Raw genomic sequence first — 21,279 nt, forward strand, 5'->3', positions numbered from 1 at the left:
ACAACGTCTTCTTCATCGAAGAAGAAGTCCCTTACACTTTGTCCGCAGACAGAATCGCAATTGACCTGCGACGTTTGCCGTCTGGCCATAGCGGCTGACGCTTTGTCACGATGGTGCGCCATAGCCTGGTTCTCGTAGCGAAAGAGGAATGGCGCTGTTTCTCCGCCCCGGCACCCACGCCATACGAAACGTTTCGAATCCGCTCATACTTATGAACATCCGAGCCCTTCATGGTTTCGAAGTCATCAATAACGGATAAGCAGTCGTTGAATCTTGGAAGCTGTTCCTCAAGTCCTGCTTCCGTATTATGCCATGTCATCAAATTGCTCTTCTGCCCTAAGCCGACGACTGAAGCTCCCATTTGAGCAATGGCCGTTTTTCCTGATCGTGTTCGTGCGGCCAGGCAAATCGCGAAACTATCTTCGGCTGATACTAGCAACAACGGAGCGGCGAAGGCTGAAGCGACAGCAAGCATGGCATAGGAAGAGAACTTGGACAGCACGCCAACGCTGTCTTTCCAAGATTCGTAAGTTCCTGAGATACGAACCCGTCCCCGTTCGCTTTCGTCTGTCGAAACGCGAGGACCGATCAATCTGCCTTCGTCGATACCCAAGACCTTCGTCTGCCAGACAAAGGTAAGAAAATTATCTTGCCACCCTGATCTCCCGACGCGCTTCAGATTTCGTGAGCAGGGCGCATCGGCAAGCTTCGAGAGATATGCGGCCCGTTGACCTTTTGGAGGCAGCACAGCACCTAGCCCAAAGAGCTTCTTGGCCAATGTCGTCGGCTCGGTCAGGTCAGCTCGGGGCAGCTCAATTTCACGCTTGCATCCGTCTTCAGTGCGTATACTAAACCTGACGTAAAAGTCGCCTGTTGCCTCGTCTTCGATGGTTGATAGCTTTCTTAGATGTGGAGTTACGGTCTTAGTCATGACGATTTTCCTGGTGTGCAAACCGTGCATCAGCGGCGCGTGCACAGCGTGCACACGTGGTTTACGGCGATATCGTTGTGCGAAGTTGAGCTAATCGTTGTGCAGTTCAGTCAGTTTTCGGCTCAGTTTGCGGTGGCTCCACTAGTTAGGAGGCGACATCGAAGCCTCCTCTCGCTTTGGTCACTTCGAATAGAACAAGACGACCTTCGAGCCCGATTTCATGTAAGTATAGGAATAGCTCGACACGTTCGTTGGCTCGCAATCTGTCGGAAGTAGTATTTTTGCATTCGCGTACCTTGCCGCGCGCGAAGCGATATGTGACCTTGGAGATGCGCCGATCAAACTTCGTCTTTAGCGCATAGCCGAGCGCCTCGATGTTGCCGTCCCATGGATCGATTCTTATGGGTCTAGGTCGTATTAGTGCTTTCGCAAGATATGTCTCTCGAACGACGCGCTCCCAGCGCGGCCTATTGGCGTTGTGGATCAAAAGCCAAAAGTGAGGGACCCAGCGAGCTAGCCCGTCTTATTCGTCAGAGTGCGCCTGAGAGGCTGGCGAGCGTGGTGTAAAGCGCTGATGCGGCGTAGGATTCGGTTGCGAAGCCAACCCCATCACCTCAACCGCGAACGCCACGCCCGCCATGACCGACGATACGATTCTGCCCTTCTCGTTTCCAGCCGTTCACGCCAAGAAAGTCACAGCTGCCTTCGATGGCGGTCGGCTGACCTCGAACGGGGGCGTGATGCTTCTGGCGATGGCCGAGCGGCGTCTCGGCTTGGCCGACAATTTGGCCCGGGTGTTCCCGGATCGGCGCGATCCGACGCGGGTCGTGCACAGCCTTGTCGATATGTTCCGCGCGCGCATGTTCGCGATCTGTTGCGGCTACGAGGACGCCGACGACCTCGATCATCTGCGGTCCGATCCCGCATTCAAGCTGGCCTGCGGACGGCTGCCGGACACGGGTCGCGATCTGTGTTCCCAACCGACGCTGTCGCGGCTGGAGAATGCTCCGCGCCTGCGCGACGTGATCCGACTGACCTACACTTTGGTCGACGCATGGATGGATAGCTACCCGCGCGAGCCGGCATCCGTCACGCTCGACATCGATGATACCTGCGATGTCGTCCACGGCCATCAGCAGCTCTCGCTGTTCAACGCTCATTATGACGAACGCTGCTTCCTGCCGATCCACGTCTACGACACGGAGAAGAGCCGGCCCGTGGCGGTCGTGCTGCGGCCCGGCAAGACGCCGGGCGGCGTCGAGGTGCGTGCCCACCTGCGCCGCCTGATACGGCATATCCGGACGCGGTGGCACAACACGCGAATCACGTTCCGTGGCGACGGGCACTATGCCCGGCCGGAGGCAATGGCGTGGTGCGAGACCAACGGCATCGACTACATCTTCGGTCTGTCCGGCACCAAGCCGCTCGCCAGAAAAGTCGACGAGGCCGCCGACGACATCCGCACGCGACGCGCCATCGAGAACCTGCCGGTTCTGCGCGGCTATACCGAGACGCGCCACAAGGCAAAGTCCTGGGATCGCGAACGGCGTACCGTCGCCCGTATTGAGGCGACGATGCTCGGCCTCGACATCCGTTTCGTCGTCACCAGCCTCGATGTCGGTTCGGCCGAGTGGATCTACGACAGCCTGTATTGCGCGCGCGGCCAAGCCGAGAATCTGATCAAGCTGCATAAGACACAGCTCGCCTCCGATCGCACCAGCTGCCGTTCGGCGCTCGCCAATCAAGTCCGCCTCGTTCTCCACACCGCCGCTTATTGGCTGATGCTGACCGTGCGCGACGCGATTCCCAAAGCCCGGGAATTGGCCACAGCCGAGTTCGCGACGCTGCGTCTTCGTCTCTTGAAACTCGCTGCCCGTGTCGTCGAGACCACGAGCCGCATTCGCCTTGCGTTTGCCGCGGCATGTCCCGAAGCCGACCTGATCCGCGGCTTGCCAGGCGCGCTGCTGCCGCTCGGTCCTTGACCGGCGGGGCGTCCGCCCCCCGTTCGCCCAACCTACACCTCAAGCGCGTTGCAAAGTACCGGTCGTCAGGCGGTGAAAAGCCGAAGGCAATCCCGCGCGCCTCGTCAGAGCAGATGTGCGGCCACATCAATCGGACCAAAAAAACGCACTCTCACGAATAGGACGGGCTAGTCGGTCGGTTGCTGGAAACTCGTTGAAGCTAAAATCGATACCACCGAGTGCCAACCCGGCCCGTCCACGTCGCAGGGTGCGGAGAAGATGATCGCGGAATTTGGCGGCCGGTAGCGTGCGCAGATTGCCTTGCAACCGCTGAGTGCGACCTATGATGGAGGCTACATCGTATTCATTGTAAGGGGTAAGGAGCTGGCTTGCCTTTGTCGCCACGAAACGCTGCATGGCGCGGCCACATTCGGGGCAGCAGCCTGACAGGCAACGTGTGCCTGGCGCGCACGCTGCAAGTACCGTCATTAGTTCTAGATGGCCGTGCTTTTTGAGCAGCCTAACGCGCTGCTGCCGTTCGATCTGCGCTTTCTCGACGGAGGGCAGATACTTCCAATTGGGCTGTCCGTCGCCAAACCAGCGTTCGTCAGCAAGATTTTTGGCAAGCCAGGGGCTTGGCGTATTCATGTGCGCGTTCCTGTTCTTGAACACGCGCAACGTAGCGACGCTGACGGGCTGGCGTAATCTGCCGGGGCAAACTAGTACCCAGAATCAGAGCTGAGTGATACGGCGGCCTTTGAAACGGCGTTGACGGACCTTTTTCTTGGTCCAGACGAAGGGCTCGGCTCTGTCGTTGTATGCGTTGACGTAGGCATCGATGTGCTCCTGAAGCTGCGTGAGGCTTGTGAAGGAGGTGCCGCTGAGCGACTGCCCCTGCAAGATCGAAAACCATACCTCGACCTGATTGAGCCAAGACGCACTTGTCGGCGTGAAATGAAATTGCACGTTGGGGTGGGCCTTGAGCCAATGCTCGTTCTTCTTGTGGGTGTTGAGGTTGTCGAGGATGACGTGAAGCTTCCGGTTCGGAAAAGCCGCGGTGACGCTGTTCATGAAGTCGAGAAACTCGACGCGGCGTCGGCGTTTTGAATGCGCCGCGATGATCTTTCCGGTGGCGACTTCGAGCGCCGCAAACAATGTTGTGGTGCCATGCCGCTTGTAATCGTGGCTCTGGCCGGTCAAGGCGCGGCCATTGGGCAACTTCAGATAACCCTGCGCTCGCTCCAAAGCCTGGATCGAGGGCTTCTCGTCCACGCACAGCACAATGGCCTTCGCGGGCGGGGCGACATAGAGGCCGACAACATCGGCGGCTTTGGCCGTAAAGTTCGGGTCGTTGCTCTCACACCAGGACTTACGAGCCGCGAGGTCAATCTTGTGGCTGCGCAGGAACCGCCAGACATATTGGACGTCAACATCGCCCAGCGCCCCGGCCAGCAGGGGCCCGGTCCAGCGTGCGAACCCGTCCGGCGGCGGCTTGTCCAGCAGCTTCAGAATCCGCTTGTCGGTGGCCTTCGTATAGATTGGCTGCTTGCCCGGTCGCGGCTTGTCTTGCAGCCCTTCAAGGCCTTGGTCGGCATAGCGATGCCGCCAAAGGCTGACAATCCGCGGCTGGACCCAACTTCCTTGGCGATCGACCGAGTGCTGCGTCCATCCGCCGCCAACAGAACTATCCGCGCCCGCTTCAAATCGCGCTGCAACGTCACCGGGGAGCGGCAACACGCCTCAAGCACCTTGCGATCTTTCCTCGAAAGGTGGACTTCTCTTGCTTCGGGTATCATCCCGACCTTGAATCACGACTCACGCTTTAAGAACAGTAGGTACTAGAACTAGGTCAAGTTCAGTTTGACCTAGTCCGGCATAAACTTAGGGGCGCGGTAGCTACGCAGGATCGTTAGTTGGCTTTCGTCGAACTCCGTAAACTCGCACTCGATGGTACGAATGCGCTTTGGAAACTTCACATTGAAGCGGTTGCGGCTGGAGGCGTCGACAATTGAAAGCAAGCGCTCTTGCACGAACTTGCTTATTCCAAAATATTCGGCAAGCTTTTCAGGCTTCTTGAGAATTCTCTCTGCTCGCCTGAATGCGCCCCAGTTGTCTGGTAGCATCTCATACAGGTCGCTCAACCCCGCAATCGCCAGGGCCCAATGGAATGGGCCTGTGCATGCTCGCTCTTTCCAAGCAATCTTGAGCGTCGAAAGAGACCGGGCGTCCGGCTCATTATCCTTTAGGTCGAGATGGTCGAAACCGCCTCCCTCAATGAAGAATAGAGCTTTGTTCAGGCTCGGTTTAGCCGTTGCTGGACAGCACAGGAAGAAAGAGACGATCTCAGTTACAGCGCTCGTCAGCGTGGTGGAGGAGTCTGTAACATCAAGTAGCGGTCTATTCAGGGGAGAGGCCAGCAGGGCAATAGCAAGGTTTTCAACTGTGGCCAGCCGATTAGGCTCACCATGTGTATCAAGGAAGCACGCCGCGGCTGCGACGATTTGGGCGTGCTGCAACACCTCTTGATCGTTTGGATATTGAAGCCACGTGGCAAACGTCATCAATGCGATATGTTTCTCGTAAGCGTAGCGCTCTCGACGAACTCCTATCAGGACTGCAATCAAATCACCTACATCGATCTTCGACACCATCCTTCTGCCCCTCCAGGTCTGTCTGAGTCGTATCCATTGAGCCACGGATAAACACCCTGGTCCACCGGTTCCCCATGAAGGGCACTAATTGAGCGGATCTAGGCCGGTAACCTTAGGCGTGGTAGTTTAGAGCGATAGGGATTTCTCAGTTGGCCGAAGGCATCATTGCCGTTCGACTCTGGCAGATCGTCACTGAAGGCGTAATCCCGAGGACGTCGGTAAAGCGGAAGCCCCATGTTCGCTAGGCGCGCGTAGCCAGCAATCCCGTTGTTCGCCTTTAGAAACCAAATGAGTTCGCTCGGGCGAACTTCTTGATCGTATGCCCATTCCAGCGCGCGAGCCCATCGACTGCGGGTGCGAAGATCAGAAGCGATAGTCGCGGTGGCGTCGATGATCGTCCGTAGCGCGTGAGTGCCAGCTCGTTTCGGGATGTTGTATTCCTGGCGAACGACCCTGGCCAGAATTGGCAACAGGTTGTCGTCTCCCAAGGTGTGGAGGGTACGATACACGGCTCGAAGATACCGATAGTCGGCGAACCGCTTTTTGCTCCTCGCAGCCTTTTTGGCGACCTTTCGTACTCGGTCGAGCTGCGCCCGGATTTGGTCGATTTCACTTTGTTTGATTTGCCGGATGAGCGAGTACTTTTTCTTCATTGGCGGCTCCAGAGTTCACGACTGCTGCAAAAATTAGCGTGCGCATCGGCCGGAATTCTTGGGCGGCAAAGCCGAGGGTGTGCCCCAGGCGAACGTCGAGGCGAAACTTGGAAAACGGTCGGGTGCTCGAAGGCGATGTTGAAGGCGAAATTAGTCGGCCGTTTTTGAGAGACACGTATCTTTCTAAGCGACAAAAAAATGGCGCAATTCTTGCGCGGTGACGACTACGAGCATGAATCTAAGTCGACGTCCCGCACCATGCCGTAAGCGGGCCGCTCTCTTGGCGATGGAAATCTGTTCGTCAATAATCTGGCCCGGCGAAACGCCCCAAAACGCATCTTGTAAATGGTCGCTAGTCGGCAGGCGTTCTGTCCGATGGTTCATCGCAAGGAGCGAAGAATGAGGTTGCCCATTTTTACCGAGGATGAGTTCGTCAGATTGTTGGACACTGGAATCAGCCCTGAGTGGTTTGAGAATGTCGGGCATGAAACGCGGGACACCAAGTCCAAGAAACTTGGGTCCCATAATGACGAGATAGACCTCGACCACCTGTCATACCAATTCTTGATCAGAATGCTGCACTGTCTATTCGGCCAGAAGCGTGTCCCACGGAAGATGCAGACAGCGATTACGCATTCAATATTGGAGAACGCTGTGACCTTGCCCCGCGGGTTTAATCCAGTTTGAAGTTCGTTCTGGCCCACGACAAGGACCAGAGCATGAAGCGCAGCCGCTTTTCGGAAGAGCAGATCATCGGGATCTTGAAGGAGCATGAGGCCGGCGTGTCGGTCGCCGATCTGTGCCGCAAGCATGGCGTCAGCGACGCCAGCATCTACAAATGGAAGGCCAAGTTCGGCGGGCTGGAGGTTTCGGAGGCCAAGCGGCTGAAGACGCTGGAGGATGAGAACACGCGGCTGAAACGGTTGCTGGCCGACGCCATGCTGGACAACGCAGCCTTGAAGGACCTCGTGGGAAAGAAATGGTGACGCCCGCGGCCAAGCGGAAAGCTGTCGCCCATCTCCGAGATGCCTTCGGGATGAGCGAACGGCGGGCGTGTAAAGCCATCGGCTGCTGTCGCATGACCATGAGATACCAGACGACCCGGGCGGACGATGCCGGTCTTCGCCAACGCATGAGGGCGATCGCCCACGAGCGCCGCCGCTTTGGCTATCGGCGCCTCCACGTTCTGCTCAAGCGGGAGGGCTATGTGATCAACCACAAGAAGCTGTTCCGGCTCTACCGGGAAGAGAAGCTTGCGGATTCCGATGATCTCGCCCGGGTGTACCGATTTGATCTCGCCCAGGATTCCGAGATGATCTCGCCCACCATTCCGATTTGATGTCGCCCGGGGCGCGAGGCGTTCTGGCTGTCTGGTTTCTGGCATCGGCGAAGCCGCGTGGTCAATCTTGAATCGCGGTTCGACGGGTTGGTTTTTTCTGTTGCTCCTCCTGTGGGCATGTGGGCAACGCTCTTGCGTTGTCCAAGCGTAGCGGCATGTCCACAGCGCCACAGGCTCAGGCCTTTCGGTCGGGTTTGCGGGTTCGCCGCATGCTTTCGCCGTTCAGATCGATCCGGTGGGCGTTATGGACCAGGCGGTCGAGGACGGCGTCGGCGTAGGTGGGATCACCGAACACGTCGAAGTACCCCTATTCTCGAGCGGGTCGTGTCTCACGTTACGATCACTGACCCGCATCATTTTCTTTTTGGGCACCGGGTTGAGGTGCTGAAGGAGCGGTCGGGGCGCGGTCCCGCCTATGTCGTTGTCGCGCTGCCGGACGGCCGGCCGCGGGCGGTTCGCATCGCGTCGACCGATCTTGCCGAGACAATAACTTCTGGTCCGAACGCCGCCGATCTGCCGCGCATCAGCGCACGTACGCTGATCCCATTGATGCAACATTTGAGCGCGAGTCTGAGCCTTCTTGACGAGAAGGTGATTCGCGATGACCCACGCGACCGCTTCCAGGTCGCGTTGCGTATCGACCCATGCCGACGTTGGCAAATCCACCCGGCCGTCCGACGGACGACATTCCGCGCCTGTGGCCGAATCTGTCGACCGCGACGCAAACCCAGATCGCTCAAATCCTCGCCACGCTGCTCCGGCGGATGCAAGCGGTTCCCGGCACGCCCGGAAGGGGACTGGGTCGTGCTGATCAGCTTGAACGTCGCTGACGAGCGGCTCACGACTGCGCACCGAGCCAAGTTGGCCTATGTCTACGTACGGCAGTCATCCGTGAACCAGGTGCGCCAGCATCAGGAGAGCACGGAGCTGCAGTACCGCCTCGTCGATCGCGCCATCGGTCTGGGCTGGCCGCCGGAGCGCGTCCAGGTCATTGCCGAGATCGGCCTTGGCAACGCCGGTCTTGTGGTGAGCCTCGACGCTTCGCGCTTGGCCCGCAACAACCGGGACTGGCATCAGTTGCTCGAACTGTGCTCGGTGTTCGGTGTGCTCATTGCGGATGGCGAGCGGCTTTACGATCCGCGCGCCTACCACGACCGCCTGCTGTTGGGCTTGTCCGGCATCATGAGCGAGGCGGAGTTGCATCAGCTTCGGATGCGCCTTCACCAAGGGGAACGCCAGAAGGCGGCGCGGGGCGAACTGCGGCTGCCCCTGCCAGCCGGGCTCGCCTATGATCGCGCCGGCACAATTATTCTCAATCCTGATGAGGAGGTGCAGGCCCGTCTTCATCTCGTTTTTGCCAAATTCCAGGAATTGCAAAGCGCCCGCCGTGTGATGCGTTACTTGGACAGGAACGGACTGTCCTTGCCGGTTCGACCGCTGCTTGGACCATCTCCACATGAGATCGTCTGGCGGGCGCCAGATAGTGCACGCGTCCTTAGCGTCCTTCAAAATCCGGCCTATGCTGGGGCGTACGTTTATGGCCGACGGCAAAAGGATCCGAGCCGATGCCGGCCGGGATCGCTGACGGGAACGGTCAAGGTGGCGATCGCCGACTGGGCGGTTTGCCTCCGCTCTGCTCACCCGGGTTATATCAGCTGGGAGGAGTTCATGGCCAACCAGCGGCGACTGGCAGATAACGTCGCCCACTTTGAGGCAGGACACGCTGGCGTGCCACGCAAGGGGGCAGCCCTGTTACAAGGAATTGCGGTCTGCGGTCGTTGTGGACGGCGCATGAGCATGCGCTACACGGGCCCGAATGCCGACTATCCGGTCTATTGCTGCCGGTCGGATCGGGATCAGGAAGGCAGTGCACTGTGCCAGGAAGTCCGGGCCTTAGCGGTTGATGCCTTGGTCCAACGGGTAGTCCTCGACGCCCTGGTGCCGGATCAGATTGAGATCGCACTCGCAGCCGCGGGCCAACTGGAGCAGGAGAGCCGTCAGCTCGAGCGCCAGTGGGCGCTTCGCGTGGAGCGCGCCCGCTACGAGGCCGAGCGCGCTCGGCGCCAGTATGACGCCGTAGAGCCCGAGAACCGTCTTGTGGCGCGCTCACTTGAGCGGGCTTGGGAAGAGAGGCTGCGTGTCGCAGAGGCGGTCGAGCAGGAGCATGCGCGTTGGCGCGGGCAAGAGCCGCTTCTGATTGGCCCGGCGGAATGCGCAGGGCTACAAGCGCTCGGCGAGAACCTGCCGCGGATTTGGAACGCGGCCACCACGTCGGCAGCCGATCGCAAGCGCATTCTGCGATTTGTGATCCGCGAAGTCGTTCTTGATCAGAAGCGGACCCGAGGTCAGGTGTGGCTCAAGATCGTCTGGCAGACCGGTGCAACCAGCGAGCATCACGTGCAACGGCGCGTTCACACCTACCGCAATTACATCGACATTGATCGGTTGCGGCAACGGATCGTCGAGCTGAATGCTGAACAAAAAATGGATGCCGAGATCGCGGCAATACTCAATCAAGAAGGCTTCGTCGCGGCCCGAGGCTGCGCCTTCAAAGGCGAGAATGTCTGGCTGTTGCGCACCCGCTGGGGCATTCCCACCGTCAAGATCAACGGCGTGGACAAGAATCCCAGGCGCTGGCCCGACGGCAGCTTCTCGATTCAGGGGGCAGCGGCTGAGCTTGGATTAACCCCGCAAACAGTTTTCGATTATCTTGCGCGCGGATTGCTGGCAGGTCGTCAGTTAGCCAAAGGTCAGCCATGGCAGATCGAGCTCTCAGACGAACAAATCAGTCAGCTGCGCAATCGGGTACGACGCACCAAGCATTCGAAGAAGGAGGCATCATGAAGTCATCGGCTCGCCGATCAGCGCGTGCCATTGATCGACCGGGAGCTGGCTGGTGACGATGGTGGAGCGGCGGCCGTAGCGGTCCTCGAGGATCTCCAGGAGGTCGTGGCGGGCCGCGGCGTCAAGCGGCTCGAGGCCCCAGTCGTCGAAGATGAGGAGATCGACGCGGCCAAGCGCGCGCAGCAGGCGGGAGTGGCGGCCGTCGCCGCGCGCCAAAGCGAGATCGGTGAACAGCCGCGGGACGCGCTGGTAGAGCACGGAGCGATTGTCGCGGCAGGCCTTGTTGCCGAGCGCTGAGGCGAGCCAGCTTTTGCCGACGCCGGAGGGCCCCGCAGATCAGCAGGTTGGCGTGGTCATCGATCCAGCGGCCTTCGACCAGCATCGTCAGCAGGCTGCGGTCGAGGCCGCGTGGGGTGCGGTAGTCGATGTCTTCGACGCAGGCCTCCTGGCGCAGCTTGGCGTATTGCAGCCGCTTCGACAGCCGCTTGTCGCGTCGCAATGACGCTTCGCGTTCGAGCCGCAGCGCAAGCCATTCGGCGTGGCCGAGGCTTGCGGCCTCGCCGCCGGCTTCGATGTCGGCGAAGGCCTTGGCCATGCCGTGAAGGCCGAGCGCGTAGAGTTGATCGAGGGTCGGATGCGTGAGCAAGACGTGATCTCCTAATTGTAGTAGCGCGGCCCGCGGATGTTGGGATGAAGGATCGGCGCGTCGTCCGCGGAGCGCTTGGGTGAAGGACGCCGATCGAGATTGTTGGCGAGAATCGACTTGACCGAGCCGTAGGTGCGCGCGCCGATATCGATCGCCCGCATGGCGGCGGCATCGAGCCGCTCGTGCCCGTAGGATCGGGCGAGCCGGATGATGCCGAGACAGGCGCGGAAGCCCTGTTCTGGATGCGCGCGCTCGTCGAGGATCAGGTCACACAGCGCCGCGGTGGCCGGCCCGATCGAGGCTGCGTCCTTACGGATGCGCTCGATGGTCCAGCCAGCGTAGCGCCGATGACTGGACGCCATGTGCTCCGGCACGGTCGTGTGCTTGTGGTTGCCGCTCATGCGCTGATGCGCGGCGATCCGCTCACCCTTGTGGAAGATCTCGACGGTGCGAGCCGTGAAGCGCACCTCCACCTCGGCGCGGACGAAGCGATGCGGAACGCTGTAATAATGCGCCTCGACCTCGACGTGATAATCGATGCTGACCCGGCAGATCCGCCACTCGGCGAACACGTAAGGGTTCTCCGGCAAGGCCTTGAGCGCCGGCCGGTCGATCTCCTCCAATAGCTTGCGGCGGGTGACGCCGAGCCGCCGGATCGGCCGCTCCTCGTTGAGCCGGGTGAGCAACTCGGCGATCGCCGCATTGACCTCGGCGAGGCTGTGGAAGGTGCGGTGGCGCAGCCGCCCGAGCAGCCAGCGCTCGACCATGAGGACCGCCTGCTCGACCTTTGCCTTGTCTCGTGGTCGTCGCGGCCTGGCCGGCAGAATGGCCGAGCCGTAATGCGCCGCCATGTCGGCGTAGCTGCGGTTGATCTGTGGATCGTAGAGGCAGGCCTTGATCACCGCGACTTTGGTGTTGTCCGGCACCAGCAGCGCCGGCACGCCGTTGATCGCCTCGAAGGCGCCGACGTGGCCGTTGATCCAATCGGCGACCCCCTGCGTCCAGGTCGCCTGCGCGTAGGTGAAGCTGGAAGCGCCGAGCACCGCGACGAAGATCTGCGCGGCGCGCCGCTCGCCGCTGAGCCGGTCGATCACGACCGGCACGCCGTCACCGGCATAATCGACGAACAGCTTGTCGCCGGCCGCATGCGACTGGCGCATCGTCACCGACAGCCGGCCTTCCCAGGCGCGGTAGAGCTCGCAGAAACGCGAATAGCGATACCCGCCGGGCTCGCTTGCGATGTACTCCTCCCACAGGATCGACAGCGTCACATGCTTGCGCCGGAGTTCGCGGTGCACCGCCGCCCAGTCCGGCTCCGCCTGCCGGCGATGGCCCCGCCGCGTGCCGGAACCCGCACCGGCGCTGGCGAACAGCCGGGCCTCCAGATCAGTGTCGGTGATGTCGTCAGACAACGGCCAGCTCAGCCCCGCCGCCTCAAAACGGCGGATCGTCAACCGCACCGTCGAAGGCGCCGTCCCCAACCGCCGCGCAATCTCGCGGGTCGGCATCCCAGCCGACTTCAATCTGATCACTTCGCGCACATGGCGCATCGCAAGCCTCTCCGTCGGCATCCAGGTCCCCCTTCGCAAAGCCGAAAGGCGGGACCGTATCGGAGCCAGAAGAGGCCTCGTCACCCCGGGCGACATCATCCCGGAATGGTGGGCGAGATCATCTCGGAATGGTGGGCGACATCAAATCGGAACGGTGGGCGAGATCATTCCGGAACGGTGGGCGACATCGAGCGGAATCAGCAAAGCGGTGATCAAACACTTTAGTGACAGTCAAGACCTCAAGTATGTTTGGCACACAGTGTTCGCACTGCGTAACCTGGAAGACCAAATTATTGAAGACTTGATCGGCAGCGATGGCGAGGTGACAACCAGCACCGTCAGAAGTTGTGTTCTGGAAAACCTAGTACGTTGGGACGAAAACATCCTCGGGGGTGTAGTAGGGAGATTGAAGGAAGCGACCGAACCCGACTGGAAGGAATTTGATAGACTCGATAGCTTCAACGAAGATTTAGAATGAGCGGATCGACGCAAGATACTTAGCTGCGCTGACGCAAGCCCCGCGTTCCGCGCCCGTTTTTCTCTCTCATGACGTAAAGGCGCGAGCGGCGACCAATTGACCGACTGATAAGGGAAGTTGAGCAATCCGGAATATTTGCGCAACGGGTCTGTCAGCTCTTAGGCGCGCGTGAAGCGCAGCTTCCGTCCGCCAAATGATGGAGCGGTCGGCAGGAGGCCATTTCAAGACTTGTAAATGGACGATGCGGCAAGTGAATGCCGCGTTGTCAACAGAGTGGAGAATGAAATGAAGCACACGGCCAAAGATAGACCCGATCCAATCGAACGCGCTGAGACAGATGACGAGGGAAAATCGATAGTCAAGGTAGATTACGAGGCGGGTACATAGAGCTGGCTCCGCAAATTCGGACAGTAGCTTGAGTGGATTTTCTGCCTGACAGCGGCGAGGATTCTTGCCGCGAATCAGGAGCGAAGATGACGAAGAAGAGCCGCCGGATGCATTCTCCGGCATTCAAGGCGAAGGTTGCTTTGGCTGCGGTCAAAGGCGACAAGACGCTGGCGGAGCTGGCGCAACTGTTTGATGTTCATCCGAACCAGATCACGATCTGGAAAAACCAGCTCCTGGAAGGCGCCGCCGGCGTGTTTGGGCATGACAAGGCGTCGGCCGAGACGCCGGTCGATTTGAAGGCGTTACATGCCAAGATCGGCGAGCTGGCGTTGGAAAACGATTTTTTGTCCGGCGCGCTCACCAAGGCGGGCCTGCTGAGCGCAAAGCGATGATCGACCGCGGTCATGATCTTTCTATCGTGCGCCAGGCGAAGGTCCTGAAGCTGGCTCGCAGCACGGTCTACTATGAACCTCGGCCAGTTTCGGCCGAGGACCTTGCCTTGATGCGTCGGCTCGATGAGCTGCATCTCGATTATCCCTTCGCGGGAGCGCGTATGCAGCGATCGTTGCTGCGGCGGGAGGGCGTATACGCCGGTCGCCGCCACATCGCGACGCTGATGAAGCGCATGGGGATCGAGGCGGTCTATCGTCGCCCGAACACGAGTAAGCCGGCACCGGGTCACAAGATCTACCCGTACCTGTTGCGCGGATTGAAGATCGAGCGGCCCGACCAGGCGTGGGCAATGGACATCACCTACATTCCGATGCGGCGTGGCTTCGTCTATCTCGCGGCGGTCGTCGATGTGTTCAGCCGACGGGTCCTGGCCCATCGCGTCTCGATCACAATGGAGGCGGCCTTCTGCGTCGAAGCGGTCCAGGAGGCGTTGGCGAAGCACGGCAGGCCCGAGATTTTCAACACGGACCAGGGCAGCCAGTTCACCAGCCTCGAGTTCACCGATGTGCTGCTGGACGCGAAGATCGCCATCAGCATGGACGGCAAGGGCGCCTGGCGCGACAACGTGTTTGTCGAGCGGCTCTGGCGCACGGTCAAATACGAAGAAGTTTATCTCCGCGCCTACGACAGCGTGTCCGAGGCGCGAGCGTCAATTGCCAAGTATCTGGCCTTCTACAATCAGGGACGCCCTCACTCGAGCCTTGACGGGCGCACGCCCGACGAGGCTTACTTCGGCACGCAAGCTATGGTGATGGCCGCATGACCGTCGCCGACGATTTTGTCGTCGCTCTGGTCGGGCTACGCCCTCCCGACGCAACGACAAAATCGAAAGGCCCCGCGTTCAGCATAACCCGGCAGGAATCCACTTAAATCCCGCGGGGCGCTGTCCAAACAACCGGCGCCAGCTCTCCCTCTCGGTGACGCTCGGATCGGCCGGATCGGGTGAGCCGTTCTTGAGGGTCTTGTCGTAGTAGTCGATCTTGAAGAAGACCCTGACGCCATCGAAATCAAAGGCACCAAAATCGTGTTCGCTGTGAGGGTCATTCTCAGTACAAAAGTCATCGAACGTTGCGATGGTTTGAACGAGCCGTTGAATCGCCTCAGGGCCTAGGGCTGCAATCCCAGGCGTCATGACAGCGCCACCACCAAGCAAGTGCTGTCGGAGGTCATCATTGAGCGCGCGAATCCGCGCCTTGTCGCTAGACATGGTTGGGTCTCCTGCTGATATTTCAATGAAGGAAAGGGGCGGTGGCCCGGAGTGCGGAGCGACCTCGATGGCCAAGTCCTAGCCGCCGTGCATCAAGGCGACGGCTTGGACGGTGCACTTGAAGAGCGGAAGGCGAGGGTAGTCTCTGAACCGGCAGACGAGATTGTCGCCATCCCGTTCGGTGACAATTGCCTCCCAATAGCCCTCTTCGACGCCTTCGCTGCAGAGAACCAGGTCACCCGCGGCGATGCTGGTCCGGTCCTTTGGCGGTTTGGCTTCCGGCGCCATCGATACGTTCGGGCCAAGCTTTGCTGCGGCGGCCATAGAGGGGGTCGCCGCGGCCGCCAGCTCTTGATATAGGTCCGGCCTGATGAACGGCAGGAAGGCCCTTCCCTGAGCGTGGAGCCGGCCGAGCGGGATCCGGGTGACGAGCTCGACCAGCCTTGGCCGATTGACCTTGCAGACAGCCAGTTTCAGTGCGAGAGCGGCCTTTCTGGCCAAGGTGGCATCCTTCCCCGGAAATCGGCCGGCCTTCGGCTTTCCGGTCGGATCGAGGCCGAAGACGATCACCGCGGTGGTCGAGGAAACGGTGGGTTTGGAGGAATTAGGCCCGTCTTATTCGTCAGAGTGCGCCTGAGAGGCTGGCGAGCGTGGTGTAAAGCGCTGATGCGGCGTAGGATTCGGTTGCAAAGCCAACCCCATCACCTCAACCGCGAACGCCAGGCCCGCCATGACCGATGATACGATTCTGCCCTTCTCGTTTCCAGCCGTTCACGCCAAGAAAGTCACAGCTGCCTTCGATGGCGGTCGGCTGACCTCGAACGGGGGCGTGATGCTTCTGGCGATGGCCGAGCGGCGTCTCGGCTTGGCCGACAATTTGGCCCGGGTGTTCCCGGATCGGCGCGATCCGACGCGGGTCGTGCACAGCCTTGTCGATATGTTCCGCGCGCGCATGTTCGCGATCTGCTGCGGCTACGAGGACGCCGACGACCTCGATCATCTGCGGTCCGATCCCGCATTCAAGCTGGCCTGCGGACGGCTGCCGGACACGGGTCGCGATCTGTGTTCCCAACCGACGCTGTCGCGGCTGGAGAATGCTCCGCGCCTGCGCGACGTGATCCGACTGACCTACACTTTGGTCGACGCATGGATGGATAGCTACCCGCGCGAGCCGGCATCCGTCACGCTCGACATCGATGATACCTGCGATGTCGTCCACGGCCATCAGCAGCTCTCGCTGTTCAACGCTCATTATGACGAACGCTGCTTCCTGCCGATCCACGTCTACGACACGGAGAAGAGCCGGCCCGTGGCGGTCGTGTTGCGGCCCGGCAAGACGCCGGGCGGCGTCGAGGTGCGTGCCCATCTGCGCCGCCTGATACGGCATATCCGGACGCGGTGGCACAACACGCGAATTACGTTCCGTGGCGACGGGCACTATGCCCGGCCGGAGGCAATGGCGTGGTGCGAGACCAACGGCATCGACTACATCTTCGGTCTGTCCGGCACCAAGCCGCTCGCCAGAAAACTCGACGAGGCCGCCGACGACATCCGCACGCGACGCGCCATCGAGAACCTGCCGGTTCTGCGTGGCTATACCGAGACGCGCCACAAGGCCAAGTCCTGGGATCGCGAACGGCGTACCGTCGCCCGTATTGAGGCGACGATGCTCGGCCTCGACATCCGTTTCGTCGTCACCAGCCTCGATGTCGGCTCGGCCGAGTGGATCTACGACAGCCTGTATTGCGCGCGCGGCCAAGCCGAGAATCTGATCAAGCTGCATAAGACACAGCTCGCCTCCGATCGCACCAGCTGCCGTTCGGCGCTCGCCAATCAAGTCCGCCTCGTTCTCCACACCGCCGCTTATTGGCTGATGCTGACCGTGCGCGACGCGATTCCCAAAGCCCGGGAATTGGCCACAGCCGAGTTCGCGACGCTGCGTCTTCGTCTCTTGAAACTCGCTGCCCGTGTCGTCGAGACCACGAGCCGCATTCGCCTTGCGTTTGCCGCGGCATGTCCCGAAGCCGACCTGATCCGCGGCTTGCCAGGCGCGCTGCTGCCTCTCGGTCCTTGACCGGCGGGGCGTCCGCCCCCCGTTCGCCCAACCTACACCTCAAGCGCGTTGCAAAGTACGGGTCGGTCAGGCGGTGAAAAGCCGAAGGCAATCCCGCGCGCCTCGTCAGAGCAGATGTGCGGCCACATCAATCGGACTAAAAAAAGCACTCTCACGAATAGGACGGGCTAGCGTCTCCGGATGCCGATAAATCCCACCCCTGTTCAAGAGCGCCCAGGCAATTCGCGCTGTCTTGTTGGCCAGTGCGACCGCTGCCACCTTGTACGGACGTCTGGCGAGCAGCGACTTCAACCATGGCGGCGCCCGATCAGCCTTCCGGGCAATTCGCAGGACGGATGTCGCCCCAAGAACGAGGAGGCTCCGAAGTTCGGGGTTTCCCATCTTCGAGATTCGCCCCATCCGCTCCTTGCCCCCACTCGAATGCTGTCGCGGCGTCAGTCCCAGCCAGGCAGCAAAGTGACGAGCGGATTTGAAGCCGCCGGGATCTGGCACCAGCGCCTTGATGGTCGCCGCTGTAATGGCTCCAATGCCGGGGATGGTAGTCAGTCGGCGCATGTCCTTGTCGGTCCTTGCCGCAGCAACAATGGCTCGCTCGAGCTTGTCAATCTGGTCCGCCTGAGCCTCGATCTGATCGGCAACTGCCGTCAGCGCGAAGCGCGCTGCCGCAGGCAAGCGGATATCTGCTACATCCCGTACGATTGCAACCAACGCCTCGACCTTTGTCCGGCCGGCGGCGGCAATGATGCCCAACTCAGCCAGATGCGAGCGCAGGGCGTTGATCGTCTGCGTTTGCTGTTTCACCAGAAGTGCGCGACTCTTCAGGACCATCGTTCCGGCTTGTTGCTCGGCCGTTTTGATCGGAACGAAGCGCATGGTCTTGCGAGTCACGGCTTCGCTGATGGCCTCGGCATCCGCCGCATCCGTTTTTCCACGCTTCACAAACGGCTTGACGTAAGCTGGTGGGATCAGCCGCACTTCATGGCCGAGAGTTGCAATCTCGCGTGCCCAATAGTGAGCGCTGCCACAGGCTTCTATTCCGACAAGGCAGGCCGGCTGCTTCGAGAAGAAATGCAGGACCTCGCTGCGCCGTAGTCTCCGGTTGAACACCGGCGAGCCATCGGCACCCGCGCCGTGAACTTGAAAAATGTGCTTCGCCAAATCCAACCCGATGGTGCTAACCTGCTTCATGGAACGGTCCCTCCTTGTGGCGTTCGAACAACGACCACGTTTTAGCACGATGATGCTGTCGGAGCGGGCCGTTCCACCACATCAATCAGGATGAGAGTGGCGCGTCAATCAAGATGAGACAAGGCAGCCGAGTGGGCGGATCATTGACGCTGGCCGCGGGTTTGGCAAGCCTTGATTGACGCTGCGCGACAATCACGCAGGATTGCCAGCGTCAATCGTTGCCTTGTCGAGTTCGTTGGGGGTCGTATGAACGGGCGGCCGGCCTGGACCGCGCTTGCGATCGAGGGCAACTTTTCGACGGTAACTTTCGACGTTCATCTCGAGGATCGTGGCGTGGTGGACCAAACGATCGATGGCAGCCAACGTCATTGCCTGGTCCGGGAAGATACGCCCCCATTCGCCAAATGGCTGATTGGCCGTGATCAGCAGCGAGCGTCGTTCGTAGCGGGCGGCGATCAACTCGAACAGCACACTGGTTTCCGCCTGATCCTTGCTCACATATGTGATGTCGTCGAGGATCAGGAGGTCATAGCGATCGAGTTTGGCGATCGCGGACTCCAGCGCCAGCTCGCGCCGCGCGACCTGCAGCCGTTGCACCAGATCAGTGGTGCGCGCGAAGAGAACGCGCCAACCGTTCTCGACGAGAGCCAGGCCGATCGCCGTGCCGAGATGGGTCTTGCCGCCGCCCGGTGGACCGAACAAGAGCAAATTGGCGCCGGCCTTCAACCAGGCGTCGCCAGCGGCGAGCGCCATCGCCTGTGCCTTTGATAGCATCGGCACACTTTCGAAGTCGAAGGTGGCGAGCGTCTTGCCGGCGGGCAAACGCGCTTCCACCATGTGTCGCTCGATCCGACGGCGGGTGCGATCGGCCGCCTCGTGCTCGGCAAGGGCGGCGAGGAAGCGGGCGGCAGGCCACCCTTCCTTGTCCGACTGTGCAGCGAGCTTCGGCCAGATCGCCTTGACGCCCGGCAGGCGGAGCTCATTGAGAAGCAGCTCGACACGGGCAGTATCGACGGAGGTAGCGATACCAGTCATGCAGCCTCTCCCAGGTTCGAGCGGCCTGACATGACGCTGACGCAGGCGAGTTCATCGTAGACGTCGAGCGGCGCCAGCTTGACGGCGACTCGCGGGATCGAGGCCGCCTCAGGTCGGAAGCGGTCGCGCAGAGCGGCAAGATCGGGTAACTGTCCGGCGTCCAGATCCATCGCGATCACCTCGGCGAGTTCTGCTTCGCAGGCGCGCTCGTGAGCCAGCGCCAGAAGCTCGACCGTCACCTTGCAAGCGCGCCGGTCATCACCATGCTCCCGCAAGGTCTCGAACAGACGTTTGTAAGCTGCACGCGGGAAGAGTTGGTCGCGATAAACGAGATTGAGGAGCGCCATTGGCTTGCGCCGCAGGGCATGGATGACGTGCCGGTAATCCACAACATGACCGCCCTGGCGCTCGGACACAGGCCGACCGCGCCGCAGCGTCACGACCGGCGTGACACCAACGAAGCATTCGAGCCGGTCGTCGAAGATGCGCACACGCAGGCGATGGCCGATCAATCTTGAAGGCACGGTGTAGAACACGCGCCGCAGGATGAAGCCGCCTGACGACGTCACCGGGATCACTTTCTCCTCAAAGTCGGTCGTGCGGCCTTTTGGCAGCGGCGCCAAGGCCTCCTTCTCGAGCGCGATCGGTTTGGCGACGTTGGCGTTGCGCCGGCCGACAATCTCGTCGACAAAAGCACGGTAGGCATCGAGACTGGCGAAGTCGCGCGTCCCTCGCAGCAACAGCGCATCTTCCAGTGCCCGCTTGAGATGGCCGTGCGCGCTCTCGATCGAGCCGTTCTCATGTGCGATGCCCGCATTGTTGCGCGTTGGCGCCATGCCATAGTGGCCCATCAGCCCGGCGTAGCGCTGCGTCAGATCCTCCCGTGCGTCGGCGGCCAGATTGCGGAACGCTGCCGACAGGCTGTCGCTGCGATGCTCCCGCGGCACGCCGCCAAGCGCCCACAGCGCGTTCTGCAAGCCCTCCGCCAGGGCGACGAAGCTTTCGCCGCCGAGCACGACATGGGCATGCTCGAAGCCGGAGAACGCCAACCGGAAGTGATAGAGCCGGTGATCGAGCGGCTCACCCGCGATGGTAATACCGAGCGCGCTCACGTCGGTGAAGTCGGACAGACCCAGGCGACCGGGCTCGTGCTGCTGGCGGAAGATCACGTCTTGTTCTGGGCCGTTGAGCGCCCGCCAGGCGTTGATGCGCCGCTCCAGCGTGCGGCGGATGTTCGGGTTCAACTCGTGATGCCGTCGGCGCAGCTCGTCCAGCACGCCGATCACGCGGATGCCGGGCGCAGCCTTCAGGATCGGAACGATCTCGGCGTCCCAATAGGGCCCGAGCGGATCGGCCCGGCGCCGGCCCCTCGGCGTCTTCTTCTGTGAGGGCGGGCGACAATCGCCCTCGATTCGATACGCGCTTGCCTTCGAGAACCCGTGAGCGTCACGAGAGGATCACGGGTGCCTGGGCTTGACTTGCGCGGAATGCTCTGGATAGCGCGGTCGGGATGATTGACGCCGCCGGCGCGCGGTGATGGGTTGATCCCGGTTCGGAGCGGGCAACGGGGATCAGAATGACCAGCGAGTCGCAGCTGCGCGAGAAGCTTCGGAAGATCGAGGCGTTGTTCGTGGGTGCCGGAACTGCTGGTGAGCGCCTTGCAGCGGAAGCCGCGCTGCAGCGGGTGCGGGCCCGGGTCGAGGAACTTGCTCGCCACGATCCACCGATCGAACAGCAATTCTCACTTCCCGACCAGTGGTCTCGGCACCTCGACCAGCGCCGACGTCGGCCCGTCCCGGTGATGATCTCGACACGCTGCAGCGTGTCGGCGCCGTGTTCGAGGATAGGCATATGCCTATCCTTATCGCTATCCTTACGACTA

17 protein-coding genes and 5 pseudogenes are annotated in these 21,279 nt (G+C 61.0%); 8 read left to right on the forward strand and 14 right to left on the reverse strand.

Annotated elements, in window-relative coordinates:
• Positions 1-31: 31 nt before the first annotated feature.
• The gene (locus HAP54_RS15815) at positions 32-931 is read right to left on the reverse strand and encodes a DUF927 domain-containing protein (protein ID WP_166301480.1); all 900 of its coding nucleotides are present in this window, start codon (positions 929-931) and stop codon (positions 32-34) included.
• Positions 932-1,569: 638 nt separating this feature from the next.
• On the opposite strand from HAP54_RS15815, the gene HAP54_RS15820 reads away from it, so the two are divergent.
• On the forward strand, positions 1,570-2,913 hold the full coding sequence (locus HAP54_RS15820) for an IS1380-like element ISBdi2 family transposase (protein WP_166297949.1): 1,344 nt from the start codon (positions 1,570-1,572) through the stop codon (positions 2,911-2,913).
• Between the two features lie 126 nt (positions 2,914-3,039).
• Here the strand turns inward: HAP54_RS15820 and HAP54_RS15825 are convergent, their stop codons facing one another.
• From HAP54_RS15825 to HAP54_RS15845, 5 genes and pseudogenes are all read right to left on the reverse strand, one after another.
• A complete protein-coding gene (locus HAP54_RS15825; protein ID WP_166301483.1) occupies positions 3,040-3,540 on the reverse strand; it encodes a hypothetical protein in 501 nt (166 codons plus the stop codon).
• 84 nt (positions 3,541-3,624) lie between these two features.
• Positions 3,625-4,688: pseudogene (locus HAP54_RS15830) on the reverse strand (IS630 family transposase).
• A 69-nt stretch (positions 4,689-4,757) separates the two neighbouring features.
• Positions 4,758-5,543, reverse strand: coding sequence for a hypothetical protein (locus HAP54_RS15835; RefSeq protein ID WP_166301487.1), 786 nt, complete (start codon positions 5,541-5,543; stop codon positions 4,758-4,760).
• A gap of 98 nt (positions 5,544-5,641) precedes the next feature.
• Positions 5,642-6,196 (reverse strand): hypothetical protein, encoded by a 555-nt coding sequence (locus HAP54_RS15840; protein ID WP_166301490.1) that lies wholly within the window; start codon positions 6,194-6,196, stop codon positions 5,642-5,644.
• A gap of 183 nt (positions 6,197-6,379) precedes the next feature.
• Positions 6,380-6,745, reverse strand: a complete 366-nt coding sequence (locus HAP54_RS15845) for a hypothetical protein (protein WP_166301493.1) — start codon at positions 6,743-6,745, stop codon at positions 6,380-6,382.
• A gap of 170 nt (positions 6,746-6,915) precedes the next feature.
• On the opposite strand from HAP54_RS15845, the pseudogene HAP54_RS15850 reads away from it, so the two are divergent.
• A pseudogene (locus HAP54_RS15850) lies at positions 6,916-7,451 on the forward strand (transposase); the annotation flags it as partial.
• 259 nt (positions 7,452-7,710) lie between these two features.
• On the opposite strand, the pseudogene HAP54_RS15855 reads toward HAP54_RS15850, so the two are convergent.
• A pseudogene (locus HAP54_RS15855) lies at positions 7,711-7,827 on the reverse strand (ATP-binding protein); the annotation flags it as partial.
• Positions 7,828-7,859: 32 nt separating this feature from the next.
• Between HAP54_RS15855 and HAP54_RS15860 the strand changes: the two are divergent.
• On the forward strand, positions 7,860-10,379 hold the full coding sequence (locus HAP54_RS15860) for a recombinase family protein (RefSeq protein ID WP_224741919.1): 2,520 nt from the start codon (positions 7,860-7,862) through the stop codon (positions 10,377-10,379).
• 6 nt (positions 10,380-10,385) lie between these two features.
• Here the strand turns inward: HAP54_RS15860 and HAP54_RS15865 are convergent.
• Positions 10,386-10,974: pseudogene (locus HAP54_RS15865) on the reverse strand (ATP-binding protein); the annotation flags it as partial.
• Here HAP54_RS15865 and HAP54_RS15870 point away from each other — a divergent pair.
• Positions 10,918-11,040 carry a hypothetical protein gene (locus HAP54_RS15870; protein ID WP_312022856.1) on the forward strand — a complete coding sequence of 41 codons (123 nt, stop codon included), beginning with the start codon at positions 10,918-10,920 and terminating at the stop codon, positions 11,038-11,040. The pseudogene HAP54_RS15865 and the gene HAP54_RS15870 sit on opposite strands and share 57 nt — an antisense overlap.
• Here the strand turns inward: HAP54_RS15870 and istA (HAP54_RS15875) are convergent.
• On the reverse strand, positions 11,037-12,533 hold the full coding sequence (gene istA / locus HAP54_RS15875; protein WP_224742069.1) for an IS21 family transposase: 1,497 nt from the start codon (positions 12,531-12,533) through the stop codon (positions 11,037-11,039). The genes HAP54_RS15870 and istA (HAP54_RS15875) overlap by 4 nt on opposite strands.
• Between istA (HAP54_RS15875) and HAP54_RS15880 the strand changes: the two genes are divergently transcribed.
• From HAP54_RS15880 to HAP54_RS15890, 3 genes are all read left to right on the forward strand, one after another.
• A complete protein-coding gene (locus HAP54_RS15880) occupies positions 12,424-13,053 on the forward strand; it encodes a hypothetical protein (protein WP_224742088.1) in 630 nt (209 codons plus the stop codon). The genes istA (HAP54_RS15875) and HAP54_RS15880 overlap by 110 nt on opposite strands.
• Positions 13,054-13,287: 234 nt before the next feature.
• On the forward strand, positions 13,288-13,440 hold the full coding sequence (locus HAP54_RS15885) for a hypothetical protein (protein WP_166301505.1): 153 nt from the start codon (positions 13,288-13,290) through the stop codon (positions 13,438-13,440).
• Between the two features lie 86 nt (positions 13,441-13,526).
• Positions 13,527-14,656, forward strand: a protein-coding gene (locus HAP54_RS15890; RefSeq protein WP_166204126.1) for an IS3-like element ISRj2 family transposase whose coding sequence is annotated in 2 segments (ribosomal slippage) — positions 13,527-13,779 and positions 13,779-14,656 — 1,131 coding nt in all. Because the reading frame shifts where the segments join, the coding sequence is not laid out codon by codon here.
• Positions 14,657-14,734: 78 nt separating this feature from the next.
• Here HAP54_RS15890 and HAP54_RS15895 read toward each other — a convergent pair.
• Together HAP54_RS15895 and HAP54_RS15900 are read right to left on the reverse strand one after the other, a co-directional pair.
• Positions 14,735-15,100: a DUF3768 domain-containing protein gene (locus tag HAP54_RS15895; RefSeq protein WP_166301508.1), complete on the reverse strand. Its 366-nt coding sequence runs from the start codon at positions 15,098-15,100 to the stop codon at positions 14,735-14,737.
• A gap of 78 nt (positions 15,101-15,178) precedes the next feature.
• Entirely contained in the window at positions 15,179-15,670 is a 492-nt protein-coding gene (locus HAP54_RS15900; protein ID WP_166301511.1) for a hypothetical protein, read from the reverse strand.
• A 160-nt stretch (positions 15,671-15,830) separates the two neighbouring features.
• On the opposite strand from HAP54_RS15900, the gene HAP54_RS15905 reads away from it, so the two are divergent.
• A complete protein-coding gene (locus HAP54_RS15905) occupies positions 15,831-17,174 on the forward strand; it encodes an IS1380-like element ISBdi2 family transposase (protein ID WP_166204320.1) in 1,344 nt (447 codons plus the stop codon).
• A 105-nt stretch (positions 17,175-17,279) separates the two neighbouring features.
• Here HAP54_RS15905 and HAP54_RS15910 read toward each other — a convergent pair whose 3' ends face one another.
• The 3 genes and pseudogenes from HAP54_RS15910 to istA (HAP54_RS15920) form a co-directional block, all read right to left on the reverse strand.
• Positions 17,280-18,362, reverse strand: a complete 1,083-nt coding sequence (locus HAP54_RS15910) for an IS110 family transposase (protein WP_166301514.1) — start codon at positions 18,360-18,362, stop codon at positions 17,280-17,282.
• A 192-nt stretch (positions 18,363-18,554) separates the two neighbouring features.
• Complete coding sequence (gene istB, locus HAP54_RS15915; RefSeq protein ID WP_166214584.1) at positions 18,555-19,397, reverse strand: IS21-like element helper ATPase IstB; 843 nt, start codon at positions 19,395-19,397, stop codon at positions 18,555-18,557.
• Positions 19,394-20,833: pseudogene (gene istA / locus HAP54_RS15920) on the reverse strand (IS21 family transposase); the annotation flags it as partial. The gene istB and the pseudogene istA (HAP54_RS15920), both read right to left, overlap by 4 nt.
• Positions 20,834-21,279: the final 446 nt, after the last annotated feature.

It is taken from the genome of Bradyrhizobium sp. 2S1 (genome assembly GCF_011516625.5).
Classification (GTDB): Bacteria; Pseudomonadota; Alphaproteobacteria; order Rhizobiales; family Xanthobacteraceae; genus Bradyrhizobium; species Bradyrhizobium septentrionale.

Excerpts from the sequence above, each read along its gene's own strand:
- HAP54_RS15815 (WP_166301480.1), bottom strand. The coding sequence starts at position 931 with ATGACTAAGACCGTAACTCCACATCTAAGAAAGCTATCAACCATCGAA.
- HAP54_RS15820 (WP_166297949.1), top strand. The coding sequence starts at position 1,570 with ATGACCGACGATACGATTCTGCCCTTCTCGTTTCCAGCCGTTCACGCC.
- HAP54_RS15825 (WP_166301483.1), bottom strand. The coding sequence starts at position 3,540 with ATGAATACGCCAAGCCCCTGGCTTGCCAAAAATCTTGCTGACGAACGC.
- HAP54_RS15835 (WP_166301487.1), bottom strand. The coding sequence starts at position 5,543 with ATGGTGTCGAAGATCGATGTAGGTGATTTGATTGCAGTCCTGATAGGA.
- HAP54_RS15840 (WP_166301490.1), bottom strand. The coding sequence starts at position 6,196 with ATGAAGAAAAAGTACTCGCTCATCCGGCAAATCAAACAAAGTGAAATC.
- HAP54_RS15880 (WP_224742088.1), top strand. The coding sequence starts at position 12,424 with ATGTCGTCAGACAACGGCCAGCTCAGCCCCGCCGCCTCAAAACGGCGG.
- istA (WP_224742069.1), bottom strand. The coding sequence starts at position 12,533 with ATGCCGACCCGCGAGATTGCGCGGCGGTTGGGGACGGCGCCTTCGACG.
- HAP54_RS15885 (WP_166301505.1), top strand. The coding sequence starts at position 13,288 with ATGGACGATGCGGCAAGTGAATGCCGCGTTGTCAACAGAGTGGAGAAT.
- HAP54_RS15895 (WP_166301508.1), bottom strand. The coding sequence starts at position 15,100 with ATGTCTAGCGACAAGGCGCGGATTCGCGCGCTCAATGATGACCTCCGA.
- HAP54_RS15905 (WP_166204320.1), top strand. The coding sequence starts at position 15,831 with ATGACCGATGATACGATTCTGCCCTTCTCGTTTCCAGCCGTTCACGCC.
- HAP54_RS15910 (WP_166301514.1), bottom strand. The coding sequence starts at position 18,362 with ATGAAGCAGGTTAGCACCATCGGGTTGGATTTGGCGAAGCACATTTTT.
- istB (WP_166214584.1), bottom strand. The coding sequence starts at position 19,397 with ATGACTGGTATCGCTACCTCCGTCGATACTGCCCGTGTCGAGCTGCTT.